The sequence below is a fragment of the Roseovarius sp. B08 genome, assembly GCF_051417955.1.
GTDB lineage: Bacteria > Pseudomonadota > Alphaproteobacteria > Rhodobacterales > Rhodobacteraceae > Roseovarius.
In genome coordinates this window covers 1086318-1104486 of record NZ_JBPRLW010000001.1, presented here as the reverse complement: position 1 = coordinate 1104486, position 18169 = coordinate 1086318, and the positions used below count along the sequence as shown (strand labels likewise).

At 64.6% G+C, this 18169-nt stretch carries 17 protein-coding genes, 1 pseudogene and 1 riboswitch; of the genes and pseudogenes, 11 read left to right on the top strand and 7 right to left on the bottom strand.

The window, feature by feature from the left end:
- Positions 1–30: 30 nt before the first annotated feature.
- Positions 31–390, bottom strand: coding sequence for a glycine cleavage system protein GcvH (gcvH, locus tag ACSQ76_RS05600; protein ID WP_437155777.1), 360 nt, complete (start codon positions 388–390; stop codon positions 31–33).
- A gap of 17 nt (positions 391–407) precedes the next feature.
- Positions 408–1532 (bottom strand): glycine cleavage system aminomethyltransferase GcvT, encoded by a 1125-nt coding sequence (gene gcvT, locus ACSQ76_RS05595; protein ID WP_437155776.1) that lies wholly within the window; start codon positions 1530–1532, stop codon positions 408–410.
- A gap of 156 nt (positions 1533–1688) precedes the next feature.
- Positions 1689–1775, bottom strand: a riboswitch (glycine riboswitch).
- A gap of 131 nt (positions 1776–1906) precedes the next feature.
- Between gcvT and ACSQ76_RS05590 the strand changes: the two genes are divergently transcribed.
- On the top strand, positions 1907–2497 hold the full coding sequence (locus tag ACSQ76_RS05590; RefSeq protein ID WP_437155775.1) for a gamma-glutamylcyclotransferase family protein: 591 nt from the start codon (positions 1907–1909) through the stop codon (positions 2495–2497).
- A 468-nt stretch (positions 2498–2965) separates the two neighbouring features.
- On the opposite strand, the gene ACSQ76_RS05585 is transcribed toward ACSQ76_RS05590, so the two are convergent.
- Both ACSQ76_RS05585 and gltX read right to left on the bottom strand, forming a co-directional pair.
- Positions 2966–3265: a hypothetical protein gene (locus ACSQ76_RS05585; RefSeq protein WP_437155774.1), complete on the bottom strand. Its 300-nt coding sequence runs from the start codon at positions 3263–3265 to the stop codon at positions 2966–2968.
- Positions 3266–3423: 158 nt separating this feature from the next.
- Positions 3424–4749, bottom strand: coding sequence for a glutamate--tRNA ligase (gltX, locus tag ACSQ76_RS05580; RefSeq protein WP_437155773.1), 1326 nt, complete (start codon positions 4747–4749; stop codon positions 3424–3426).
- A 191-nt stretch (positions 4750–4940) separates the two neighbouring features.
- On the opposite strand from gltX, the gene ACSQ76_RS05575 reads away from it, so the two are divergent.
- The 7 genes from ACSQ76_RS05575 to ACSQ76_RS05545 all read left to right on the top strand — a co-directional run bounded on the left by ACSQ76_RS05575 (position 4941) and on the right by ACSQ76_RS05545 (position 11756).
- A complete protein-coding gene (locus tag ACSQ76_RS05575) occupies positions 4941–5855 on the top strand; it encodes an MBL fold metallo-hydrolase (protein WP_437155772.1) in 915 nt (304 codons plus the stop codon).
- Positions 5856–5894: 39 nt separating this feature from the next.
- Positions 5895–6290: a metallopeptidase family protein gene (locus ACSQ76_RS05570; RefSeq protein WP_437155771.1), complete on the top strand. Its 396-nt coding sequence runs from the start codon at positions 5895–5897 to the stop codon at positions 6288–6290.
- A gap of 142 nt (positions 6291–6432) precedes the next feature.
- A complete protein-coding gene (locus ACSQ76_RS05565; RefSeq protein ID WP_437155770.1) occupies positions 6433–7878 on the top strand; it encodes an amidase in 1446 nt (481 codons plus the stop codon).
- Between the two features lie 62 nt (positions 7879–7940).
- The gene (locus tag ACSQ76_RS05560; RefSeq protein WP_437155769.1) at positions 7941–9002 is read left to right on the top strand and encodes an ABC transporter ATP-binding protein; all 1062 of its coding nucleotides are present in this window, start codon (positions 7941–7943) and stop codon (positions 9000–9002) included.
- A 1-nt stretch (position 9003) separates the two neighbouring features.
- Positions 9004–9900 carry an ABC transporter permease gene (locus tag ACSQ76_RS05555; RefSeq protein ID WP_437155768.1) on the top strand — a complete coding sequence of 299 codons (897 nt, stop codon included), beginning with the start codon at positions 9004–9006 and terminating at the stop codon, positions 9898–9900.
- Complete coding sequence (locus ACSQ76_RS05550) at positions 9893–10699, top strand: ABC transporter permease (protein WP_437155767.1); 807 nt, start codon at positions 9893–9895, stop codon at positions 10697–10699. Before ACSQ76_RS05555 ends, ACSQ76_RS05550 begins: the two co-directional genes overlap by 8 nt.
- Before the next feature lie 31 nt (positions 10700–10730).
- On the top strand, positions 10731–11756 hold the full coding sequence (locus ACSQ76_RS05545) for an extracellular solute-binding protein (RefSeq protein ID WP_306128018.1): 1026 nt from the start codon (positions 10731–10733) through the stop codon (positions 11754–11756).
- A gap of 193 nt (positions 11757–11949) precedes the next feature.
- Here the strand turns inward: ACSQ76_RS05545 and ACSQ76_RS05540 are convergent, their stop codons facing one another.
- Genes ACSQ76_RS05540 through ACSQ76_RS05530 form a run of 3 tightly spaced genes read right to left on the bottom strand, consistent with a single transcriptional unit; the run spans position 11950 to position 14177 of the window.
- On the bottom strand, positions 11950–12387 hold the full coding sequence (locus ACSQ76_RS05540) for a response regulator (protein ID WP_437155766.1): 438 nt from the start codon (positions 12385–12387) through the stop codon (positions 11950–11952).
- Positions 12380–13504, bottom strand: coding sequence for a sensor histidine kinase (locus ACSQ76_RS05535; protein WP_437155765.1), 1125 nt, complete (start codon positions 13502–13504; stop codon positions 12380–12382). Before ACSQ76_RS05535 ends, ACSQ76_RS05540 begins: the two co-directional genes overlap by 8 nt.
- Positions 13505–13541: 37 nt before the next feature.
- Positions 13542–14177, bottom strand: a complete 636-nt coding sequence (locus ACSQ76_RS05530) for a methanogen output domain 1-containing protein (RefSeq protein ID WP_437155764.1) — start codon at positions 14175–14177, stop codon at positions 13542–13544.
- A 147-nt stretch (positions 14178–14324) separates the two neighbouring features.
- Here ACSQ76_RS05530 and ACSQ76_RS05525 point away from each other — a divergent pair, with 147 nt between their 5' ends.
- From ACSQ76_RS05525 to ACSQ76_RS05515, 3 genes and pseudogenes are all read left to right on the top strand, one after another.
- The gene (locus ACSQ76_RS05525; protein WP_437155763.1) at positions 14325–16673 is read left to right on the top strand and encodes an AMP-binding protein; all 2349 of its coding nucleotides are present in this window, start codon (positions 14325–14327) and stop codon (positions 16671–16673) included.
- 3 nt (positions 16674–16676) lie between these two features.
- Positions 16677–17440: pseudogene (locus ACSQ76_RS05520) on the top strand (citryl-CoA lyase).
- Between the two features lie 3 nt (positions 17441–17443).
- Complete coding sequence (locus ACSQ76_RS05515; RefSeq protein WP_437155762.1) at positions 17444–18157, top strand: SDR family NAD(P)-dependent oxidoreductase; 714 nt, start codon at positions 17444–17446, stop codon at positions 18155–18157.
- The last annotated feature ends 12 nt before the right edge of the window (positions 18158–18169 follow it).

Sequence of the window (18169 nt, the reverse complement as noted above, 5' to 3'; positions counted from 1 at the left end):
TTTCAAAAATTTTGCGCCCGGCGGCGCGGATCAGTCGATGAAATCCTTGTAGGCGGCTTCATCCATGTAATCGTCCATCGGCGAGGTGTCCGAGGGCTTGATCCTGAAGAACCAGCCGTCGCCCTCGGGGTCCTCGTTTATCTTGCTGGGCGTGTCGGCCAGCACCTCGTTGACCTCCACAATCTCGCCGTCCAGCGGCGCCAGGATGTCCGAGGCCGCCTTGACGCTTTCGATCACCACGATCTCGTCGTCCTTGGTCACCTCGGCGCCCACCTCGGGCAGTTCCACGAAAACGATATCGCCCAGCTGCTCGGCGGCATGGCTGGTGATGCCGACCGTGACGATATCTCCGTCCTGGTCCAGCCACTCGTGTTCTTCGGTGTATTTCATTCAAGTCTCCCTGATGTTCAGCGTTTGAAATTCGCAGGCGTGAACGGCATCTCCGCCACGGTCACCGGCAGGCGCTTGCCGCGCACCTCACCATATAGCGTCGTGCCGGCCGAGGCATGGCTGGCCGCGACATATCCCATCGACATCGGCGCCTCGATGCTGGGCCCATAGGCGCCCGAGGTCACCTGCCCCACGGCCTCGCCGCCCGTCTCGCTGCCGAAAATCTGCGTGCCGGCCCGCATCGGCGCGCGGCCTTCGGGGCGCAGGCCCACCCGGCACCGCGCCACGCCGTTCTCCAGCTGGTCCAGGATCACCTCCGCGCCGGGAAATCCGCCTTCGCGCTCGCCGCCCCGGCCGCGCACCTTCTGGATGGCCCAGCTCAGCCCCGCCTCCACCGGCGTGGTGTGTTCGTCGATATCCTGCCCGTAAAGGCACAGGCCCGCCTCCAGCCGCAAACTGTCGCGCGCGCCCAGGCCCACCGGCTCCACCGCCTCGTGCAGCAAAAGCGCCCGCGCCAGCGGTTCGGCCTGCGCCGCGGGCACCGAAATCTCGTAGCCGTCCTCGCCGGTATAGCCCGAGCGCGACACCCACAACTCCCCGTAATCCGAGGTGAAAATGCCGGTATCCAGGAATTTCATGATCTCGCAGCCCGCCGCAATCGGCGCCAGCGCATCGACCGCCTTCGGCCCCTGCAACGCGATCAGCGCGCGGTCCGTTACCTCGGTCACCTCGCACTCGGGCAGCCCTTCACGCATCAACGCGATATCATCGGCCTTGCAGGCCGCGTTCACCACGACCAACAGGTGATCTCCCCGGTTGGTCAGCATCAGGTCGTCGCGAATGCCGCCCGCATCGTTGGTAAAGAACCCGTAGCGCTGCCGCTTTTCGCCCAGCCCCAAAAGGTTGACCGGCACCAGCCGCTCCATCGCCTGCGCGGCCCCGCCATAGCCCGCCTCGTGGCGAATCAGGACCTGCCCCATGTGGCTGACATCGAAGAGCCCCGCCTTGTCCCGCGTATGCAGATGCTCGCCCATGACGCCCAGGCCGTACTGCAGCGGCATCTCGTAGCCCGCGAACCCGGTCAACTTCGCGCCCAGCGCCTTGTGCAGGCCCGTTAGCGGCGTTTCGCGCAGATCGTCCAAGCGGCTCTCCTTCGCATCTCGATCCGGGCGCATCTGGCAGGGCAGCCGGCATCCGTTCCGCGTCTCGCCTGACGCGCCCGATGCCCCCTCTGTCCTTTCGCCTGAGATCGCTATCCCTTCGGCGCCGCGGGATCTTTCCGCGATCTCTCCAGAGTCTTACATCGGCCGGTCCTTGCGCCTGAGAGTTTCCGGGGCGGTTGCTCCTTCGGCACCGGCATTGCCGGTTCTCCCGTTCCGATACTTTAGTAGCGTAGTGGCCGGCCCAAGCCTCTGCAAGCAGAATGACCGTCACCGATCACAGTTTGATGGCAGTCCTTGACCTTTGCCGCCGCGACTGTTGACATCGTGCGGCAAACAGAAAGGCGGTACCCCTCGTGCAACCCGGATTCTTCTTCGGCTATGGCAGCCTGGTGAATCGCGGCACCCATACCTATGCGGATGCCCACCCCGCCCAGCTTTCGGGCTGGCGGCGGGCCTGGCGCAAGACGACCCTGCGCGAGGTGGCGTATCTCACGGCCGTGCCCGACACCACCGCCCAGATCGACGGCCTCGTCGCCGGCGTGCCCGGTGCCGACTGGGCCGCGCTCGACGCGCGCGAGCGGGCCTACATGCGTGTGCCCGCCCGCCACCAGGTCCGCACCCACCTGCCCGAGGATGCCGACCTCGTGGTCTTCGCCATAGAGGACGGTCAGCACCAGAACCCCGACGCGGTCAGCCCCGTGCTGCTGAGCTATATCGACGTGGTGGCGCAGGGCTACCTGCATGTCTTCGGAGAGGAGGGCGTTCAGCGTTTCTTCGAAACGACCGACGGCTGGGACGCCCCCATCCTCGACGACCGCCGCCGCCCGCTCTATCCACGGCACCAGAAGCTCAACCGACAGGAAACCGCGCTGGTCAACGACATGCTCGACCGTGTCGGAGCCAAGGTCCAGCCGGCCTCCACCTACAACCCGCTCAAGGACTGAGGCGCGTCCCGCACGACCTCCGTGAACCGCTCGAAACGACGCGGCCTTTCCGTCAGGTAAATCCTAACCCGTTCAAGTCGCGCAACCGTCAGATGCGATTCCGCGCCGACGACGCCAGAAAAGCAAACAGAAGAACGGCCACGATTGCCATCCCGATCAGTACAATGACGCTAGACATGTTTCGACCCCAGGTGAAGGTATGAGCAGACCACTTGAATGAGGCGGAATCAGGGCTGACAACAAGCCACCTAGGTCATCACATCTTCGATGTGTTGCTCAAATGCGCAAGCCATCGGCAAAGAAGCACCGATCAGGGGCCGGTCCGCGCCCGGCGCAGCCAAGTTGCCGCCCCGTGGGGACGTCCCCGCGATACGCGGCCCTGGATCAGCCACATCGCCAATGGCACACTGCGGTCGTTCCGCCTGAAATGCTTCAGGGCCTGCTATGCGGCGAGCTGACCATTCCCCTTCAAGCTTCGGAAGAGGCCACCATCTCTCCGACATACGCATCCATCAACTCGGCACCGAATTCTTCAGCGCCTTCGCCCCGAAGTGCCGATATGCGCGAGAAGGCTTCATCGCGCACCGTCCGGCTTGGGTAGACTGTTACAATGGCAAAACGGTCCAGTTCGGTATCGACCAGCATCGAACGCTCTGCACCCAGGGCCAACAGTCCCGGAAAGTATTTCCGCACCATCAGGTCTTTCACGTGCTCGAGATTCTCGGTCTCGACGACCATTCGCCACGTCGTGATCGAAACAAAGCTCATTTGATCATCCTCCGCGAAATCCAGATATAGCACAGTTTGGTGCTTCGGTCCCCTTGCGGCGACACTCATGGATTGCGTGGCAGGAATTACCGGCGGCGCAAAGCACCGTCCCTGAAAGCTTTCGGCAAACTTCAGGGAAAGGCAAGCAATGCCCGTGCTCAGCCCTTCGCCTTGATCACCTGCAACAGTGGCAGCACCTGGCTCATGTCCGGCCCGTGGTTCTGCCCGGTCAGCGCCTTGCGCAGCGGCATGAACAGGCCCTTGCCCTTGCGGCCCGTCTGCTCCTTGACCGTGTTCGTCCACTGCCCCCAGGTGTCGCCATCATGCGGCCCCTCGGGCAGCAGCGCCAGCGCTTGAGCCACGAACTCCCGGTCCTCGTCGTCGATCACCGGCTCCGCCCCGTCGCGGAACATCACCCACCACGGCTCCAGATCGTGCAGCGTCGTGATGTTCTCTCGCGTCACGCTCCAGAACCGCTCGGCTTGATCCTCCGGCACGCCAAGCGCCACGATATGCGCCTTCACATCCGCAAAATCGCGCCCCTGCAGCACCCGCGCCGTCAGCGGAAAGAGGTCATTCGCATCGAACTTCGTCGGCGCCGAACCGAAGCGCGAGATATCGAACCCCTCGATCAGCTCCGCCATGTCCGTCCGCATTTCCACGGGATCGGCCGAGCCCAGCCGTGCCATCAGCGACAACAGCGCCATCGGCTCCACGCCCTGCGCCCGCAAATCGCGCAAAGAAAGCGTGCCCAGCCGTTTCGACAGCGACTCCCCCTGCGGCCCGGTCAGCAGCGAATGATGCGCAAACTGGGGCACGGTGCCACCCAGCGCCTCGATGATCTGGATCTGCGTCGCGGTATTGGTCACGTGATCGGACCCGCGCACCACGTGGGTCACGCCCATCTCGGTGTCGTCCACGACCGAGGCCAGCGTATACAGCACCTGCCCGTCGCCGCGGATCAGCACCGGGTCGCTGACACTCGCCGCATCAATCGAGATGTCGCCCAGGATCCCGTCATTCCACTCGATCCGCTCATGATCCAGCTTGAACCGCCACACGCCATCCCCGCGCTCTGCACGCAGCGCGTCCTTCTGCTCGTCGGACAACCCCAGGGCAGCCCGGTCATAGACCGGCGGCCGCCCCATGTTCAGCTGCTTCTTGCGCTTGAGGTCCAGTTCCGTGGGCGTCTCGAACGCCTCGTAGAACCGGCCCATCCCACGCAGCTTCTCCGCTACCTCGGCATAGCGGTCCAGCCGCTCCGACTGCCGCTCGACGCGGTCCCAGGTCAGGCCCAGCCATTCCAGGTCTTGCTTGATCGCATCCACGTATTCCTGCTTCGACCGCTCGGGATCGGTGTCGTCGATGCGCAGGATGAACGTCCCGCCGCTCTTGCGGGCAATCAGGAAGTTCATCAGCGCGGTGCGCAGGTTGCCGATATGGATGTACCCGGTGGGGGACGGCGCGAAACGGGTGGTTGTCATGGGGTGTCTCCTGTTGCCGCGCCAAATGTCATAAGGGGGTCGCTTGTCCAGTATCACGGGCGCGGCACGCGACCCTGTCCGCCTGCCGGGGTGTAGCTCGGCCTCACTTTCCCGTGACATGCTCGGGACATATGCGCGACTTTTCCACACCCCGTCCTATCCTCTCGCTCGACATAAACAGGAGGTCCGACATGTCCACACGCTTTTCCCGCCGCGGGTTCCTCGCCTCGGCCACCGCCCTCTCCGCCGCCCCCGCGCTGCCCGCATGGGCCACGGCGCCGATGCTGGGCGCCGCCACGCCGCCCTTCCGCCGCTTCCAACTGGGCGGGTTCGAGGTCACGACACTCCTGGCGGGCGAGGCCACGCGCCCCGATCCGCACACCATCTTCGGCCTCAATGTCGAGGAAAACGAGTTCAACGCCGTCTCCGAGGCCGCGATGATCCCGACCGATCAGGCGCAGTTCTTTTTCACCCCCACCGTGGTCAATACCGGCTCCGAGCTGGTTCTGTTCGACACCGGCCTGAACGCCGAGGGGCTTACGGACGCGCTCGAGGCCGCGGGCTATTCCTCCGACATGATCGACACCGTCGTGATCACCCACATGCACGGCGACCATATCGGCGGCCTGATGGACGGCGACACGCCCACATTCGCCAACGCGTCCTATGTCACCGGATCGGACGAGTTCGACCACTGGGCCGCGGCCGGCGACGAAAATTTCGAGGCCAAGGTCCGCCCCCTGGCCGAGCAATTCACCATGATCGAAGATGGCGGCTCGGGCTTTTCCGGCCATACGGCGATGGCCGCCTTCGGCCACACGCCCGGCCACATGGTGCACCTGATCGAAAGCGAGGGCGAAAGCCTGATGATCGCCGCCGATTTCGCCAACCACTATGTCTGGTCGCTGGCCCATCCCGACTGGGAGGTGAAGTTCGACATGGACAAGGAAGCGGCCGCCCAGACCCGCAAGACGCTGCTCGACATGCTGGCCACCGAGCAGATGCCCTTCGTCGGCTACCACATGCCCTGGCCCGCCACCGGCTTCGTCGAGAAATCGGACAGCGGCTACGCCTACGTGCCCTCGTCCTACCAACTGCGCCTCTGAGCGCTTGCGCACCCCGGGCGCACGGCCTAGATCACGTCCATGCCCGCTCCCGACACCTCTCTCGACTGGATGGAAGACGTGGCCCGCCGCACCGTGGCGGGCTTTCCCGACGCCTTTGCCGAGGCCGCGCGGGCCGTCGCGATCCACGTCGCCGACTGGCCGGATCAGGAGATGCTCGACAGCCTAAGCATGACCGACCCGGCCGAGCTGACCGGGCTCTATGACGGCATCCCGATGACCGAAAAGTCGGTCTTCGACCAGCCCACCGGCCCCGATATCGTCTGGCTGTTCCGCGAACCCATCCTGGCGGAATGGCGCGACCGGGGCAACGTGGACCTGGCCGATTTGGTCGCCCACGTAACAGTCCACGAATTCGCCCACCACTTCGGCTGGTCCGACGACGACATCGCCAGCATCGACCGCTGGTGGGAATAACAAACCCCGTCCCGGGCCTGACCCGGGACCTCCCGCCGCAAGAGATCCCGGATCAGGTCCGGGATGACGTTACGCCACCAACACACGCGCGGCACCCTCATATTCCCGTTGCACCCCCGCGCCCCCCGTGCATTCTGGCCCCATGGATGATTACCGCGCCCACGACATGACCTCCCTCGCCGGCCTCGTCGCCAGGGGCGAGGTCACGCCCGACGACCTCCTCGACACCGCCCTCGCCCGGATGCACGCCGTGAACCCCGCGCTCAACGCCGTGGTGCACGACTATTCCGACACCGCCCGCCGGATGATCGCCGATGGCCTGCCCAAGGGTCCGCTCACCGGCGTGCCCTTCCTGCTCAAGGACATGGGCGCGGAATCGACCCGCTTTCCCGCCTCGCTCGGCTCGCGTCTGCTGGCCAACACCAGCTACAAGATGAATTCCACCATCTACGACCGCCTGGAATCGTCGGGCCTCGTCACCTTCGGCCGCACCGCCGCGCCCGAGGGCGGCGTGGGCGCGGCGACCGAGGCGGCGGTCTATGGCGGCCCCACCCGCAACCCTTGGGACACGTCTCGCACCCCCGGCGGCTCGTCCGGCGGCTCGGGCGCTGCGGTGGCGGCGGGCATCGTCCCCGGTGCCCATGGCAGCGACGGCGGCGGCTCGATCCGCATCCCGGCGTCCAATTGCGGCCTCCTCGGGTTCAAGCCCACCCGCGCCATGGTCCCCGACGGGCCCTACGCCGGCGAAGGCTGGGCCGGCATGGCGATCGAGGGCTTTCTCACCCGCTCGGTCCGCGACACGGCGCTCTTGCTCGATATCGTCTGCGGCCCCGACCTCGGCGCGCCCTATGTCGCGCCGGCTATGCCCTGCACCTTCATGGAATCGCTCGACCGCCCCAACACGCCCCTGCGCATCGCGCTCTGCGACACCACCCTCACCGGCGAGGCGATCCACCCCGAATGCCAGGCCGCCGTGCAGGACGCCGCCGCGCTTTTGCACGACATGGGCCACCACGTAACGCAAGCCCGCCCCACCGCCGACACCGCAGGGATGATGCACGCCTGGACCAAAATCGTCGCCTGCGGCACCGCCTCCTGGGTGCGCCGCGCGCTGGCCAAACAGGGCCGCGACCTGCGACAGGGCGACATCGAAGGCGTCGCCCGCGGCGCGGTGGAATACGCCAGGACCGTCAGCGGCACCGATTACCTCGACGCCGTGGAGACCGTGCACGCCTACGGTCGCCAGATGGCCGCGTTCTTCGAGGATCACGACATCCTGCTGACACCCACCATGGCCGAGCCACCCGCCTCCATCGGCCGCTTCGCCCACGACACCGAGGATTACGTGGCCTACCGCATGGGCGAAAACGGCATCTTCGCCTATTCCCCCTATACCGCCGCCTTCAACGCCACCGGCCAGCCCGCCGTGTCCCTGCCGCTCTGCCGGGGCGCCGACGGGTTGCCCATCGGCATCCATCTCGCCGGCCGCTTTGGTGCCGACACGGCGCTCATGTCGCTCTGCGCCGAGGTCGAACGCGCCCGCCCATGGTTTGATCAAATTCCGTCCCTGTCTGGCGTCGATACCTGAAAACACTTGAATATCGCGGTCGTGTCGGGAAACACTGACCCCATGAACATGGGGGACTTTGCATGACCGAAGCCGCGGTCGAGGCCCGATCGGCCCGCAAGGAATACGGTGCCGGCGACAAAAAGGTCCGCGCCCTGAACGATGTGTCCCTGGTGATCAACAAGGGCGAATTCTTCACCCTCCTGGGCCCCTCGGGCTGTGGCAAGACCACCCTTTTGCGCCTCATCGCCGGCTTCGAATCGCCCACATCGGGCATGATCCTGCTGGGCGCGCGCGACATAAGCACCATGGCGCCCTACGACCGCCCCGTGAACACCGTCTTCCAAAGCTACGCACTCTTTCCGCATCTCAGCGTGGCTGACAATATCGGCTTCGGCCTAGCCATGCAGGGCACGCCCAAGGCACAGGTCGACGCCCGCGTGGCCGAGATGCTCGCGCTGGTCAAACTCGAAGCCTTCTCCGAGCGCAAACCCCAGCAACTCTCCGGCGGCCAGCAACAGCGCGTGGCGTTGGCCCGCGCGCTCGCCCCCGAGCCCGAGGTTTTGCTCCTCGACGAGCCGCTCTCGGCGCTGGACCTCAAGCTGCGCAAGGAAATGCAGCTGGAACTCAAGCGCCTGCAAAGCGAGACCGGCATCACCTTCGTCTTCGTCACCCACGACCAGGAAGAGGCGCTGACCATGTCCGACCGCATTGGCGTCATGCGCGACGGATCGATCTTGCAGATCGGCGGCCCGCGTGAGATCTACAACAAGCCGGTCAACCGTTTCGTCGCCGATTTCATCGGCGAAACCAACGTCCTGACCGGCACGGTCGAGACGGGCGGCGTACGCCTGCCCACCGGCGACGTCATCGCCGTGGACAACATCGACGCCGCCTCCCAAGGTAGCAAAGTCAGCCTCGCCGTGCGCCCCGAACAGGTCCGCATCGGTGACGGCGCGCTCTCGGCCCGTGTGGCCGAAACCGTCTATTTCGGCACCGACACCCATTGCCACCTGCGCATGTCCGACGACACCGAAGTGGTCGCCCGGATGCAAAGCCCGCCCTCGGGTGACACCGGCCTTCACGAAGGCCAGCAGGTCTCTTTTGATTTCGTCCCCGGCGCCGTCCGGGTGCTGGAGGACTAGGATGGCGGGCCCCACCCATGGCAGCGGACGCGCCGGCTGGATCCTCTCGATCCCGGCGCTGATCCTTCTGGCCCTGGGCGCCGCCGGCCCGCTGCTGATCGTGGTGGTCTATGCTTTCCTCGAGCCGGGCGAATATTCCGGCGTAGTCTGGGAGTTCACGACCGAGGCATGGTTCCGCGTCTTTTTCGAGCGCGACATCTTCGACGACACCGTCACCTTTGCCGATGCGCACCTGACGATATTCTGGCGCTCGGTGAAACTGTCGGTCCTGACCACGCTCATCGCCTTCGCCATCGGCTTTCCCACCGCGTGGTTCATCGCCACGCGCCCGCCCAACAAGCGCGGCTTCTGGCTGTTTTTGATCACAATTCCGTTCTGGACCAACCTGCTGATCCGCACCTTCGCCATCATGGAAGTGGTTCGCAACCAGGGCCTGCTCAACTCCTTCCTGCTCAGCTTCGGGATCATCGACCAGCCCTTGCAGATTCTCTACACTGACACCGCGGTGCTGATCGGCATGGCCTATGTCTACCTGCCCCTGATGGTGCTGCCGCTTTACGCCGCCATCGACCGGTTCGATTTCCGCCTCGTCGAGGCGGGTTACGACCTCTACGCCACCCGTATGAAGGTCTTGCGCCGGGTCATCCTGCCCATCGTCAAACCGGGCATCGTCGCGGGATCGATCCTCGTCTTCGTGCCCTCGCTGGGTGCCTACGTCACCCCCCGCATCCTCGGCGGCGGCAAGAACATGATGGTCGGCAACTTCATCGAGCTTCAGTTCGGCCAGGGCCGCAACTGGCCCCTCGGCGCTGCCCTGTCGCTGCTTCTGCTGATGATCGTCCTCGTCGCCCTGCTGGCCTATGTCCGCGTCACCTCACGGGACCAGACCAATGGCTAGGAACAAAAGCTTCTCCGTCACCACGCTGCCCGGCTTCACCGCCATCGCGCTCACGACCTTCGTGCTGCTCTACGCGCCGATCGTCACCATGGTGATCTACTCGTTCAACGATTCCGAATCCGTGGCGCTCTGGGGCGGCTTTTCCATCCGCTGGTACGTCGAGGCCTGGGACAACACGCAAGTCCAACAGGCGACCGTTCGCTCGCTGGTCATCGCCGTCTCGGCCGCGCTCATCTCCACCACCGTCGCCACCATGGCCGCGCTCGGCACCACCCGTCGCGGCCGCTTCAAGGGGCAGACCTTCATCTATGTGATGATCAACCAGCCCCTGATGGTGCCCGAGATCGTCACCGCCGTGGCCCTCCTGATCTTCTTCGCGTCGATCAAGGTCGCCACCGGCTACACCGGCCTCGCCTACCTGATCCTCGCGCATTCGGCCTTCTGCGTGCCCTTCGCCTACCTGCCCATCCGCGCCCGGCTCGAGGGCATGGACCTCGCACTGGAAACCGCCGCAGCCGACCTCTACGCCCGACCCTGGCAGACCTTCCGCCACGTGACCCTGCCGCTGATGATGCCCGGCATCGCCGCCGGCGCGATGCTGGCCTTCGTCATCTCTCTCGACGACGTCATCATCACCGAGTTCGTCAAATCCGCCGGGCAGGATACCCTGCCCACCTACATGCTGGGCCAGCTGCGCCGCGCCGTCACGCCCGAGGTCAACGCGATCTCCACAGCGCTACTCGCGCTGACCGTGCTTTTGCTCACGGCCTTCTTTATACTGAACCGAAAGCGGGACTAACCCGCGCACAACCTCAACAGGGAGAAAGACGATGAAAACATACCTGACCACCTCAGTCGCGGTCATCGCGCTGGCCGGGGCGGCCCATGCCGAAGGGTCGCTCAATATCTACAACTGGGGCAACTACACCAGCCCCGAGATGATCGAGAAGTTCGAACAGGAACACGACATCGACGTCACGATCACCGACTACGACAGCAACACCACCGCCCTGGCCAAGATCGAGGCCGGCGGCCACGGCTTCGACATCGTCGTGCCGACGCACAGCTACATGGGCGTCTATATCGACAAGGGCCTCCTGATGAAGGCCGGCATCCCCGAGATGGAAAACTACGACAACATCTCGGACCAGTGGAAGAACGTCGAATGGGACCCGAACCGCGAATACTCCGTGCCCTGGCAATGGGGCACGACGGGCGTTGCCGTGAACACGTCCGCCTATGATGGCGACATCAACACCTCCGCCATCTTCCTCGACCCGCCCGAGGAACTGGTGGGCAAGGTCAACGTCGTGCCGGAAATGCAGGACGTGATGAACCTCACGCTGTTCTACGTCGGTGGCGAGCCCTGCACCACTGACAAGGAAATGCTGAAAAAGGCCCGCGACGTGCTGATCGAGGCCAAGCCCAAGTGGATGAGCATGGATTACGGCATGACCGAGAAGCTCTCGAACGGCGACGTCATGGCCTCCGTGAACTGGAACGGCTCGACCTTCCGCGCCCGCAACAACAACGAGGACGTGGCCTATGGCTACCCCAAAGAGGGCTACCCGGTCTGGATGGACAGCGCCGCGATCCTGGCGGACGCGCAGAACGTCGAGAACGCCAAGCTCTTCCTGAACTTCATCATGGAGCCGGAGAACGCGGCCATGCTGTCGTCCTTCGCCCGCTACGCCAACGGCATCGACGGTTCCGAGGAGTTCATGCCCGAGGACATGAAGACCGCGCCGGAAATCGTCGTGCCCGAAGAGCTGAAGGAAGCGGGTCAGTTCACCACCGCCTGCCCCGCCGAGGCGCAGGAATTCTACACCGCGATCTGGACCGAACTGCAGAAATAAGCCAGTCGACGAGGGACGAGAAACGGGGGCCTTCGGGCCTCCGTTTTTCCGTCTGATCGCCTGTCCCGGGCTAGACCCGGGACCTCCCCGCCACCCCGCGCGATGTTATCCCGCTTCCCTTAACCCGGACGCCTGCCGCCTGTCCTTGGGGTCTGGACCTTGCATCGGGCCCGCGTCGCTCGGAGGGCCGGCATCAGCCGATCGGTCGCGGGTCGGATTTCAGTTTCGTGGCAATGGCCTCGATCTGCGCCTGCAACAGCGGCTTGTTGACGAACTCGTCCACCGCACAACTCGCGTTCGCCCGCTCGATGTCCCCCGGGTCGAGCGATGAGGTCAGCATCACGACGATCATGCTGCAAAAGTCCTTGCCGAAACGTGCGGTCGCTTCCTCAAGAAACTCGAAGCCGTTCATCTTCGGCATGTTTATGTCAAGGAAAAGGACGTCGATCCGGGGCCTGTCCTCTCGGGCCAGGAATTCCAGCGCGTCTTCGGCCATCGGAAAGGCGATCAGGGTCTTCACCAGGCCCGACCGCTGCATCAGCCGCCTGCACGCGACGTGAAAGAACGTATCGTCGTCAACCAGAAGCACGGTTTCGATCGGCACCAGCGGTTTGTCCTGTGGTTCACTCATGTTCGGGCACTCTTAGCGACACGGTGAACACGGAGCCGCCACCGGGGTTCTCGCCGACCTCCAGCCCACCTTTCAAATTGTGGACGATCCGCCGGCACATCGTCAGGCCAAGCCCGCTCCCCGGAATATCCTCATGCCGGTGCAACCGGTTGAACAACTCGAAGATGCGGTCGCGATACTCGGGCGCTATTCCGATCCCATTGTCGCGCACCTCGATCCGGGCACGCCCGTCCGGATCGCGCGCGCCGGCTTCTACCATTATTTCGGGGGGCCGGTCGGGGCAGCGAAACTTGACCGCGTTGGAAACGAGGTTCTGAAACAGAACGCGCAGCATGACCGCGTCGCCCAGAACCACCGGCAAATCGCCCCGCCGCACCGTGGCCCCCGCGCCTTTCACCTCGGCTCTGAGATCCGCAATCACCTCTTCGACAATCGCGTTCAGATCGCAGGGCGTTTTCCTGATGTCGGTCCCTATCAACTGCGTGTAACGCAACAGGTCCTCGATCAGTACCGACATCCGCGAAAGGGTCTCCCGGCTCATATCGACCAGTTCCGTGACGTCATCGCTAAGATCGCCCTCGTCGCATTCGGACATTTCGGACAGCAGCATCGCCACCGTCTGTACCGGCGACTTCAGGTCATGCGACACCGCGTAGGCAAAGGATTTCAATTCGGCGTTCGACGCGTTCAGTGCCTCGTTCGCCCGCTGCAGGGACCGCCGGTACGCCCGTTCACGCCGTGCCTCGGCTTCGACGTGTTCGAGCTCCGCGTTGAGATCGCGAAACGTCTTACCCAGCGCGTCTCCCCGCTCCGAAACAAGCACGAAGTGCCGAGGCGCGGCACCGCCATTGCGGACGGGGCTTACGCGGAACCGCATTCTCGACGGGCTGCCCGGAGCCGGGTCGCGCAGCGGAAACAACAATATCCCGCCAGAGGCGGCAATGATTATCTCCTTTATCGCGGCTTCGGGCGAGATGTCGAAGACATCGGAAAGGCCCCACTGGTCCGGCACGGCGCTGCATCCCGTGACACCTCGGGCCAGACGCGCCGCCATGGCATTGCTGGCGCAGACACGCGCCGATCGGTCGACCAGGATCGCATGTTTCGGCAGCGCCATGAAGGCGCTGCGTTCCAGCTCTTCCTGTCCGACCCGATTAACCAAAATACTCGCGGCCAATTTCGCCCTCGGTCAGGTGCACGACGATACGGCACCGCGAGTCACCGCGCGCGATCGTTTCGGTCTTTTCGATACGGGCATAATCCAGGTTGTTGGCGGCGAGGCGCCCGAAAACGCTGGATGTCATCATGCAAAGCGCCTGCCGCCCGTGCACGTATTCCCCGAACGGACAGGCACTGTTCACCAGCACGATACGGTCACCCGATATCTCTTCTATCTCGAACCCGCCGTTGATGCGCGCCTTGAGATCCACCAGGGCGCCGGCCACCTGCTCCAGGTCCATCCTGTCGACATCGAGAAGTCCGCGATATTCCGCATCCATCTTGTCGCCGATCCGCGCCCCGACCCGCGCGATGAACCCCTTGGCCTCGTCAAGGCCGACGCGATCCTCCAGCACGTCTGCGAGTTCGCGCAACAGCTCACGCAAAAACTGATCGCGATCTCTGGAAATTTTTCCCTCGGTGTCCGGGAAAGACAATGCCGCCATGCGTTTTCCTCCAGTTGGAACAGCTGCGAAAACCGATTCTAAGCGGCAAGACTTAACGAAAGCCAAACCTCCGATTGCTTGGAAATGGCAGTTCATACTATCACTTAGTTGTTTGATAAAATTCACTTAATACAGTCTATTAATCTCACACTTATCGCATGTCGATAATAAAATATCACATATTGGTCAGAAAAGGGTGGACTTCCAAAGCCGTCATCCCGAGGCTCCACATCAGAAGCCGGCCCGCGACCCGGCTTCGCAAGGGAGGACAGTTTGACCGATACCGACCCGGACACCGGCACCCTGCCTGCGGGGCAAAGCGACAGGACGGCCGAGACATCGCTGGCCAAGGCGATCCGCCTCTTGCCGATCGTGGCCGCCCGCAACGCGACCGGAATCACCCTCTCGACCGTGGCCCGCAAGGCCAACCTCAAGACCGCGACCGCCCGCCGGCTGCTGCAGGGGCTGGTCGACGGCGGCCTGCTCAGCTTCGATCCCTATTCCAAGATCTACACGCTCGGCATCGGGATCTTCGACCTTGCCGGCGCCCCCGGCTCGCCGCGCCAGTTCGATCCTCTGCGCATGGAGCTGCGGCCCGCCCTGGCCGAAATCGCCGCCGCGACCGGCGAGACCGCCTTTCTATCCGTGCCATTCGGCGACGAGGCGCTCTGCATCGACGCGGCGGGAGATACCTTCGCGCTCTGCGCCAACACGCTTCAGGTCGGCGCGCGGCGTCCCCTCGGCGTCGGCGCGGGCAGCGCCGCTCTTCTCGCCGCCCTGCCCGAGGACCAGTGCGACCGCCACATCGCCGCCAACGCCGACGTCTACAGCCGCTATGGCGAGCTCAATGCCGCCGATGTCCGCCGCATGGTCCGGCACTGGCGCGAGCACCGCTGGCTGATCAACGCCTCAATCATCATCCCGGAGGTCGGCGCCATCGGCGTCGCCGTCTTTGACCCGTCGGGCCAGCTTCGGGCGGCCATCTCGGTGGCGGCCCTCAAATCCCCGCCTGGCGCCTGCGCGGCGCAAGGAAATCGTATCGGTCATGACCCGCGCCATCGTGCGGTCGGGTTTCACCACCTAAGGCAAAAAGAACGCATGTACCCCATTCACTTCTTCCACCGCGCCGCCCGGCTCTGGCCCGACCAAATCGCTGTCGAACATGGCGACCAGGCACTCACCTATGACCAGCTGCACGCCCGCGTCCAGGCGCTCGCCACCGGCCTGCAAGAGCTTGATCCCGAATTCGGAAGTCGCGTCGGCATCTGCTGCTACAACACCATCGACCACCTGACCTGCTGGCTGGCCGTGCTGGCCGCGGGCAAGGTCTGGGTGCCGTTGCAACCGATGAACGCCAGCGCCGAGCTGGTGCGCGCGGTCGGCTTCACCCGCGCCAGCATCGTCATCGTCCAGACCGAGACCGCCGAAAAACTGACCGGCGCGGACACCACATTCCTGTTTTCCGATCCCGCCGGCGGCCCCGGCACCACCGGCGACCTCATCCGCGCCAACATGGGCCAGGCACCCGCCAAGGCCAACCTGCCATTGTCCGCCACCCAGGCGATCAAGTTTACCGGCGGCACCACCGGCCTGCCCAAGGGCGTGATGCAGCCCTACCGCGCGTGGAACACCAACATCGCGACCCAGGTCGCCGCCTGGTCTCTGGGCGAGGGCCAGCGCTACCTCGCTGCTGCCCCCATCACCCATGGCACCTCCACCTATATCCTGCCGACGCTGGCAACCGGCGGCACGCTTGTCCTGCTGGACCGGCCCCGCCCCGAACAGACCCTGGACTTCCTCCAGAACGCGCGGATCACCACCACCTTCGTGCCGCCCACAGTGCTGTACATGCTGATGGAGCTCGACGGCGTGCGCGACGCCGACTATGCCCACCTCAAGAACCTGATCTATGGCGCCGGCCCCATGCGCCCCGACGCCATCGGCCGTGCGCAGGACATCTTCGGCCCCTGCCTCGCCTCCACCTACGGTCAGACCGAGGCACCCCAGATCGCCACCATGATCTCGGCCGAAGAGCTGAAGGACCCCTCCAAGCGCGCCTCGGTGGGCCGCGAGACCCTGCTCAGTCAGGTCGAGATCATGGACGACAAGGGCAATGTCCTGCCCGCGGGCGAAACCGGCGAGATCGTCATCCGCGGCGACCTTCTGATGACCGGATACTGGGACCAGCCCGAGGCCACCGCCAAGACGCTGGTCGACGGCTGGCTGCACACCGGCGACCTGGGCCAGAAGGACGCGGACGGCTATCTGTTCATCCGCGGCCGCGCCAAGGAGATGATCATCACCGGCGGCTTCAACGTCTACCCGGCGGATGTGGAAACCGTCATGGGCGAACACCCCGAGATCATCGACTGCGCCGTCTACGGCGTGCCCGACGACAAATGGGGCGAGGCGGTCCACGCCGCCGTTCAGGTGCGCGATGCCAAGGCCGTCACGGCGGACGAGATCATCGCATTCATCCGCAAGCGCCTCGGTCCCGTCCAGACGCCCAAATCCGTCAATTTCCGTGACAGCCTGCCGCGCAACGCGATCGGCAAGCTTCAGAAAAATCAACTTGCCGAAGAGCACGCCGCCGCGCGCGCCGACGCATTGCAGAAAGGCTGACTCATGTCCAAACCAGCGCCCACGACTTCCCTGTGCCGCTACACCGACACCGAGATATTCTACCGCAACAGCAACCTGGTGGACGAGCTGCTGACCGATGACAGCGATTTCGTCACCGTGATGATGCAGCACATCCTGAATCGCCCGGTCAGCCCCAGCCAGAAACGGGTGATGAACGCGATCCTGATCGTGATGATGGAACACGGGCTTACCCCCAGCGCCATCACCACCCGGTCGATCTACATGTCTGCGCCGGAGAATCTGCAAGGCGCCGTCGCCGCCGGGCTTCTGGCCGTCGGCAGCCAGTTCGTCGGGACGATCGAGAACAACGCCCGCCTGCTGTCGGAACTGGTCGATCTGGACGCCGACGCCCAGGCCGCCCGCGCGACCGAAATCGTGCGCGAACACCGCGCCCGCAAGGCCCATCTGCCGGGCTTCGGCCACCACCTGCACAAACCCGACGACCCCGCGCTCTCAAACTGCTGGAGATCGGCGAGAAAGAATCCGACAACCCCCGCTACCTGCCCGCGCTGAAAACACTGTCGGCTGCCGTCGATGCCGAATTCGACCGCCACATCACCATCAACGCCACCGGCGCCACCGCCGCCCTTCTGGGTGACATGGACATCCCCGTGAACCTGATGCGCGGCTTCGCCGTCATCTCCCGCGCCGCCGGCCTCGTGGCGCATATCGCCGAAGAACAACAGAAACCGTCGGGGCGCTTCATCTGGGAGACGATCGACAAGGCAATGCCGTTCGAGGAGTGATCCATGAGTGATTTCGCCATCGTCACCGGCGGCGCCCGCGGCATCGGCGCAGCCATCGCCGAGCGACTCAAGGCCGACGGTCTGCGCGTCGCCGTGGTCGACCGCATCGCGCCCGAGCATGACCATGCCGACGAGGTGCTGGAACTGGACCTGTCCGATGTCGAGGCTACGCGCACCGCGCTGGAAAAATTCTGCGGCGGCCGACGCGTGACGCGCCTGGTGAACAACGCCGGCATCGTCGAGCCCGCGGACGTGGAAGGGACCGATCCCTATTCCATAGACAAGGTCGCGGCGGTCAACCTGCGCGCGCCGCTTGTCTGCCTGCAAGCCGCGCTGCCAGCGATGAAAGAGGCGCAGCTGGGCCGTGTCGTCAACATTTCCAGCCGCGTGGCCCTGGGCAAGGAGTTGCGCACCGCCTATGCGGCCACCAAGGCCGGCCTGCACGGCATGACCAAGACCTGGGCACTGGAACTGGGCCGGCACGGCATCACCGTCAACGCGCTCGGCCCCGGCCCCATCGCCACCGAGCTTTTCAACAAGGTGAACCCGCCGGGTGACCCGCGCACCGAAAAGATCATCGCGACGGTGCCCATGAAGCGCACCGGAACCCCCGAGGACGTGGCCGACGCCGTGTCGTACTTTTGTTCGGAAAGAGCGGGGTTCGTGACCGGACAGGTCCTCTACGTCTGTGGAGGAATGACGATCGGATCTGTCTGAGAAAACATCCGG

Bases quoted from the DNA above. Each gene is read 5' to 3' on its own strand.
- gltX (WP_437155773.1), bottom strand. From the start codon at position 4,749: ATGACAACCACCCGTTTCGCGCCGTCCCCCACCGGGTACATCCATATC.
- ACSQ76_RS05585 (WP_437155774.1), bottom strand. From the start codon at position 3,265: ATGAGCTTTGTTTCGATCACGACGTGGCGAATGGTCGTCGAGACCGAG.
- ACSQ76_RS05535 (WP_437155765.1), bottom strand. From the start codon at position 13,504: ATGGCGCTGCCGAAACATGCGATCCTGGTCGACCGATCGGCGCGTGTC.
- ACSQ76_RS05570 (WP_437155771.1), top strand. From the start codon at position 5,895: ATGCCCGCTCCCGACACCTCTCTCGACTGGATGGAAGACGTGGCCCGC.
- ACSQ76_RS05575 (WP_437155772.1), top strand. From the start codon at position 4,941: ATGTCCACACGCTTTTCCCGCCGCGGGTTCCTCGCCTCGGCCACCGCC.
- ACSQ76_RS05515 (WP_437155762.1), top strand. From the start codon at position 17,444: ATGAGTGATTTCGCCATCGTCACCGGCGGCGCCCGCGGCATCGGCGCA.
- ACSQ76_RS05560 (WP_437155769.1), top strand. From the start codon at position 7,941: ATGACCGAAGCCGCGGTCGAGGCCCGATCGGCCCGCAAGGAATACGGT.
- ACSQ76_RS05555 (WP_437155768.1), top strand. From the start codon at position 9,004: ATGGCGGGCCCCACCCATGGCAGCGGACGCGCCGGCTGGATCCTCTCG.
- ACSQ76_RS05545 (WP_306128018.1), top strand. From the start codon at position 10,731: ATGAAAACATACCTGACCACCTCAGTCGCGGTCATCGCGCTGGCCGGG.
- ACSQ76_RS05540 (WP_437155766.1), bottom strand. From the start codon at position 12,387: ATGAGTGAACCACAGGACAAACCGCTGGTGCCGATCGAAACCGTGCTT.
- ACSQ76_RS05565 (WP_437155770.1), top strand. From the start codon at position 6,433: ATGGATGATTACCGCGCCCACGACATGACCTCCCTCGCCGGCCTCGTC.
- gcvH (WP_437155777.1), bottom strand. From the start codon at position 390: ATGAAATACACCGAAGAACACGAGTGGCTGGACCAGGACGGAGATATC.
- ACSQ76_RS05550 (WP_437155767.1), top strand. From the start codon at position 9,893: ATGGCTAGGAACAAAAGCTTCTCCGTCACCACGCTGCCCGGCTTCACC.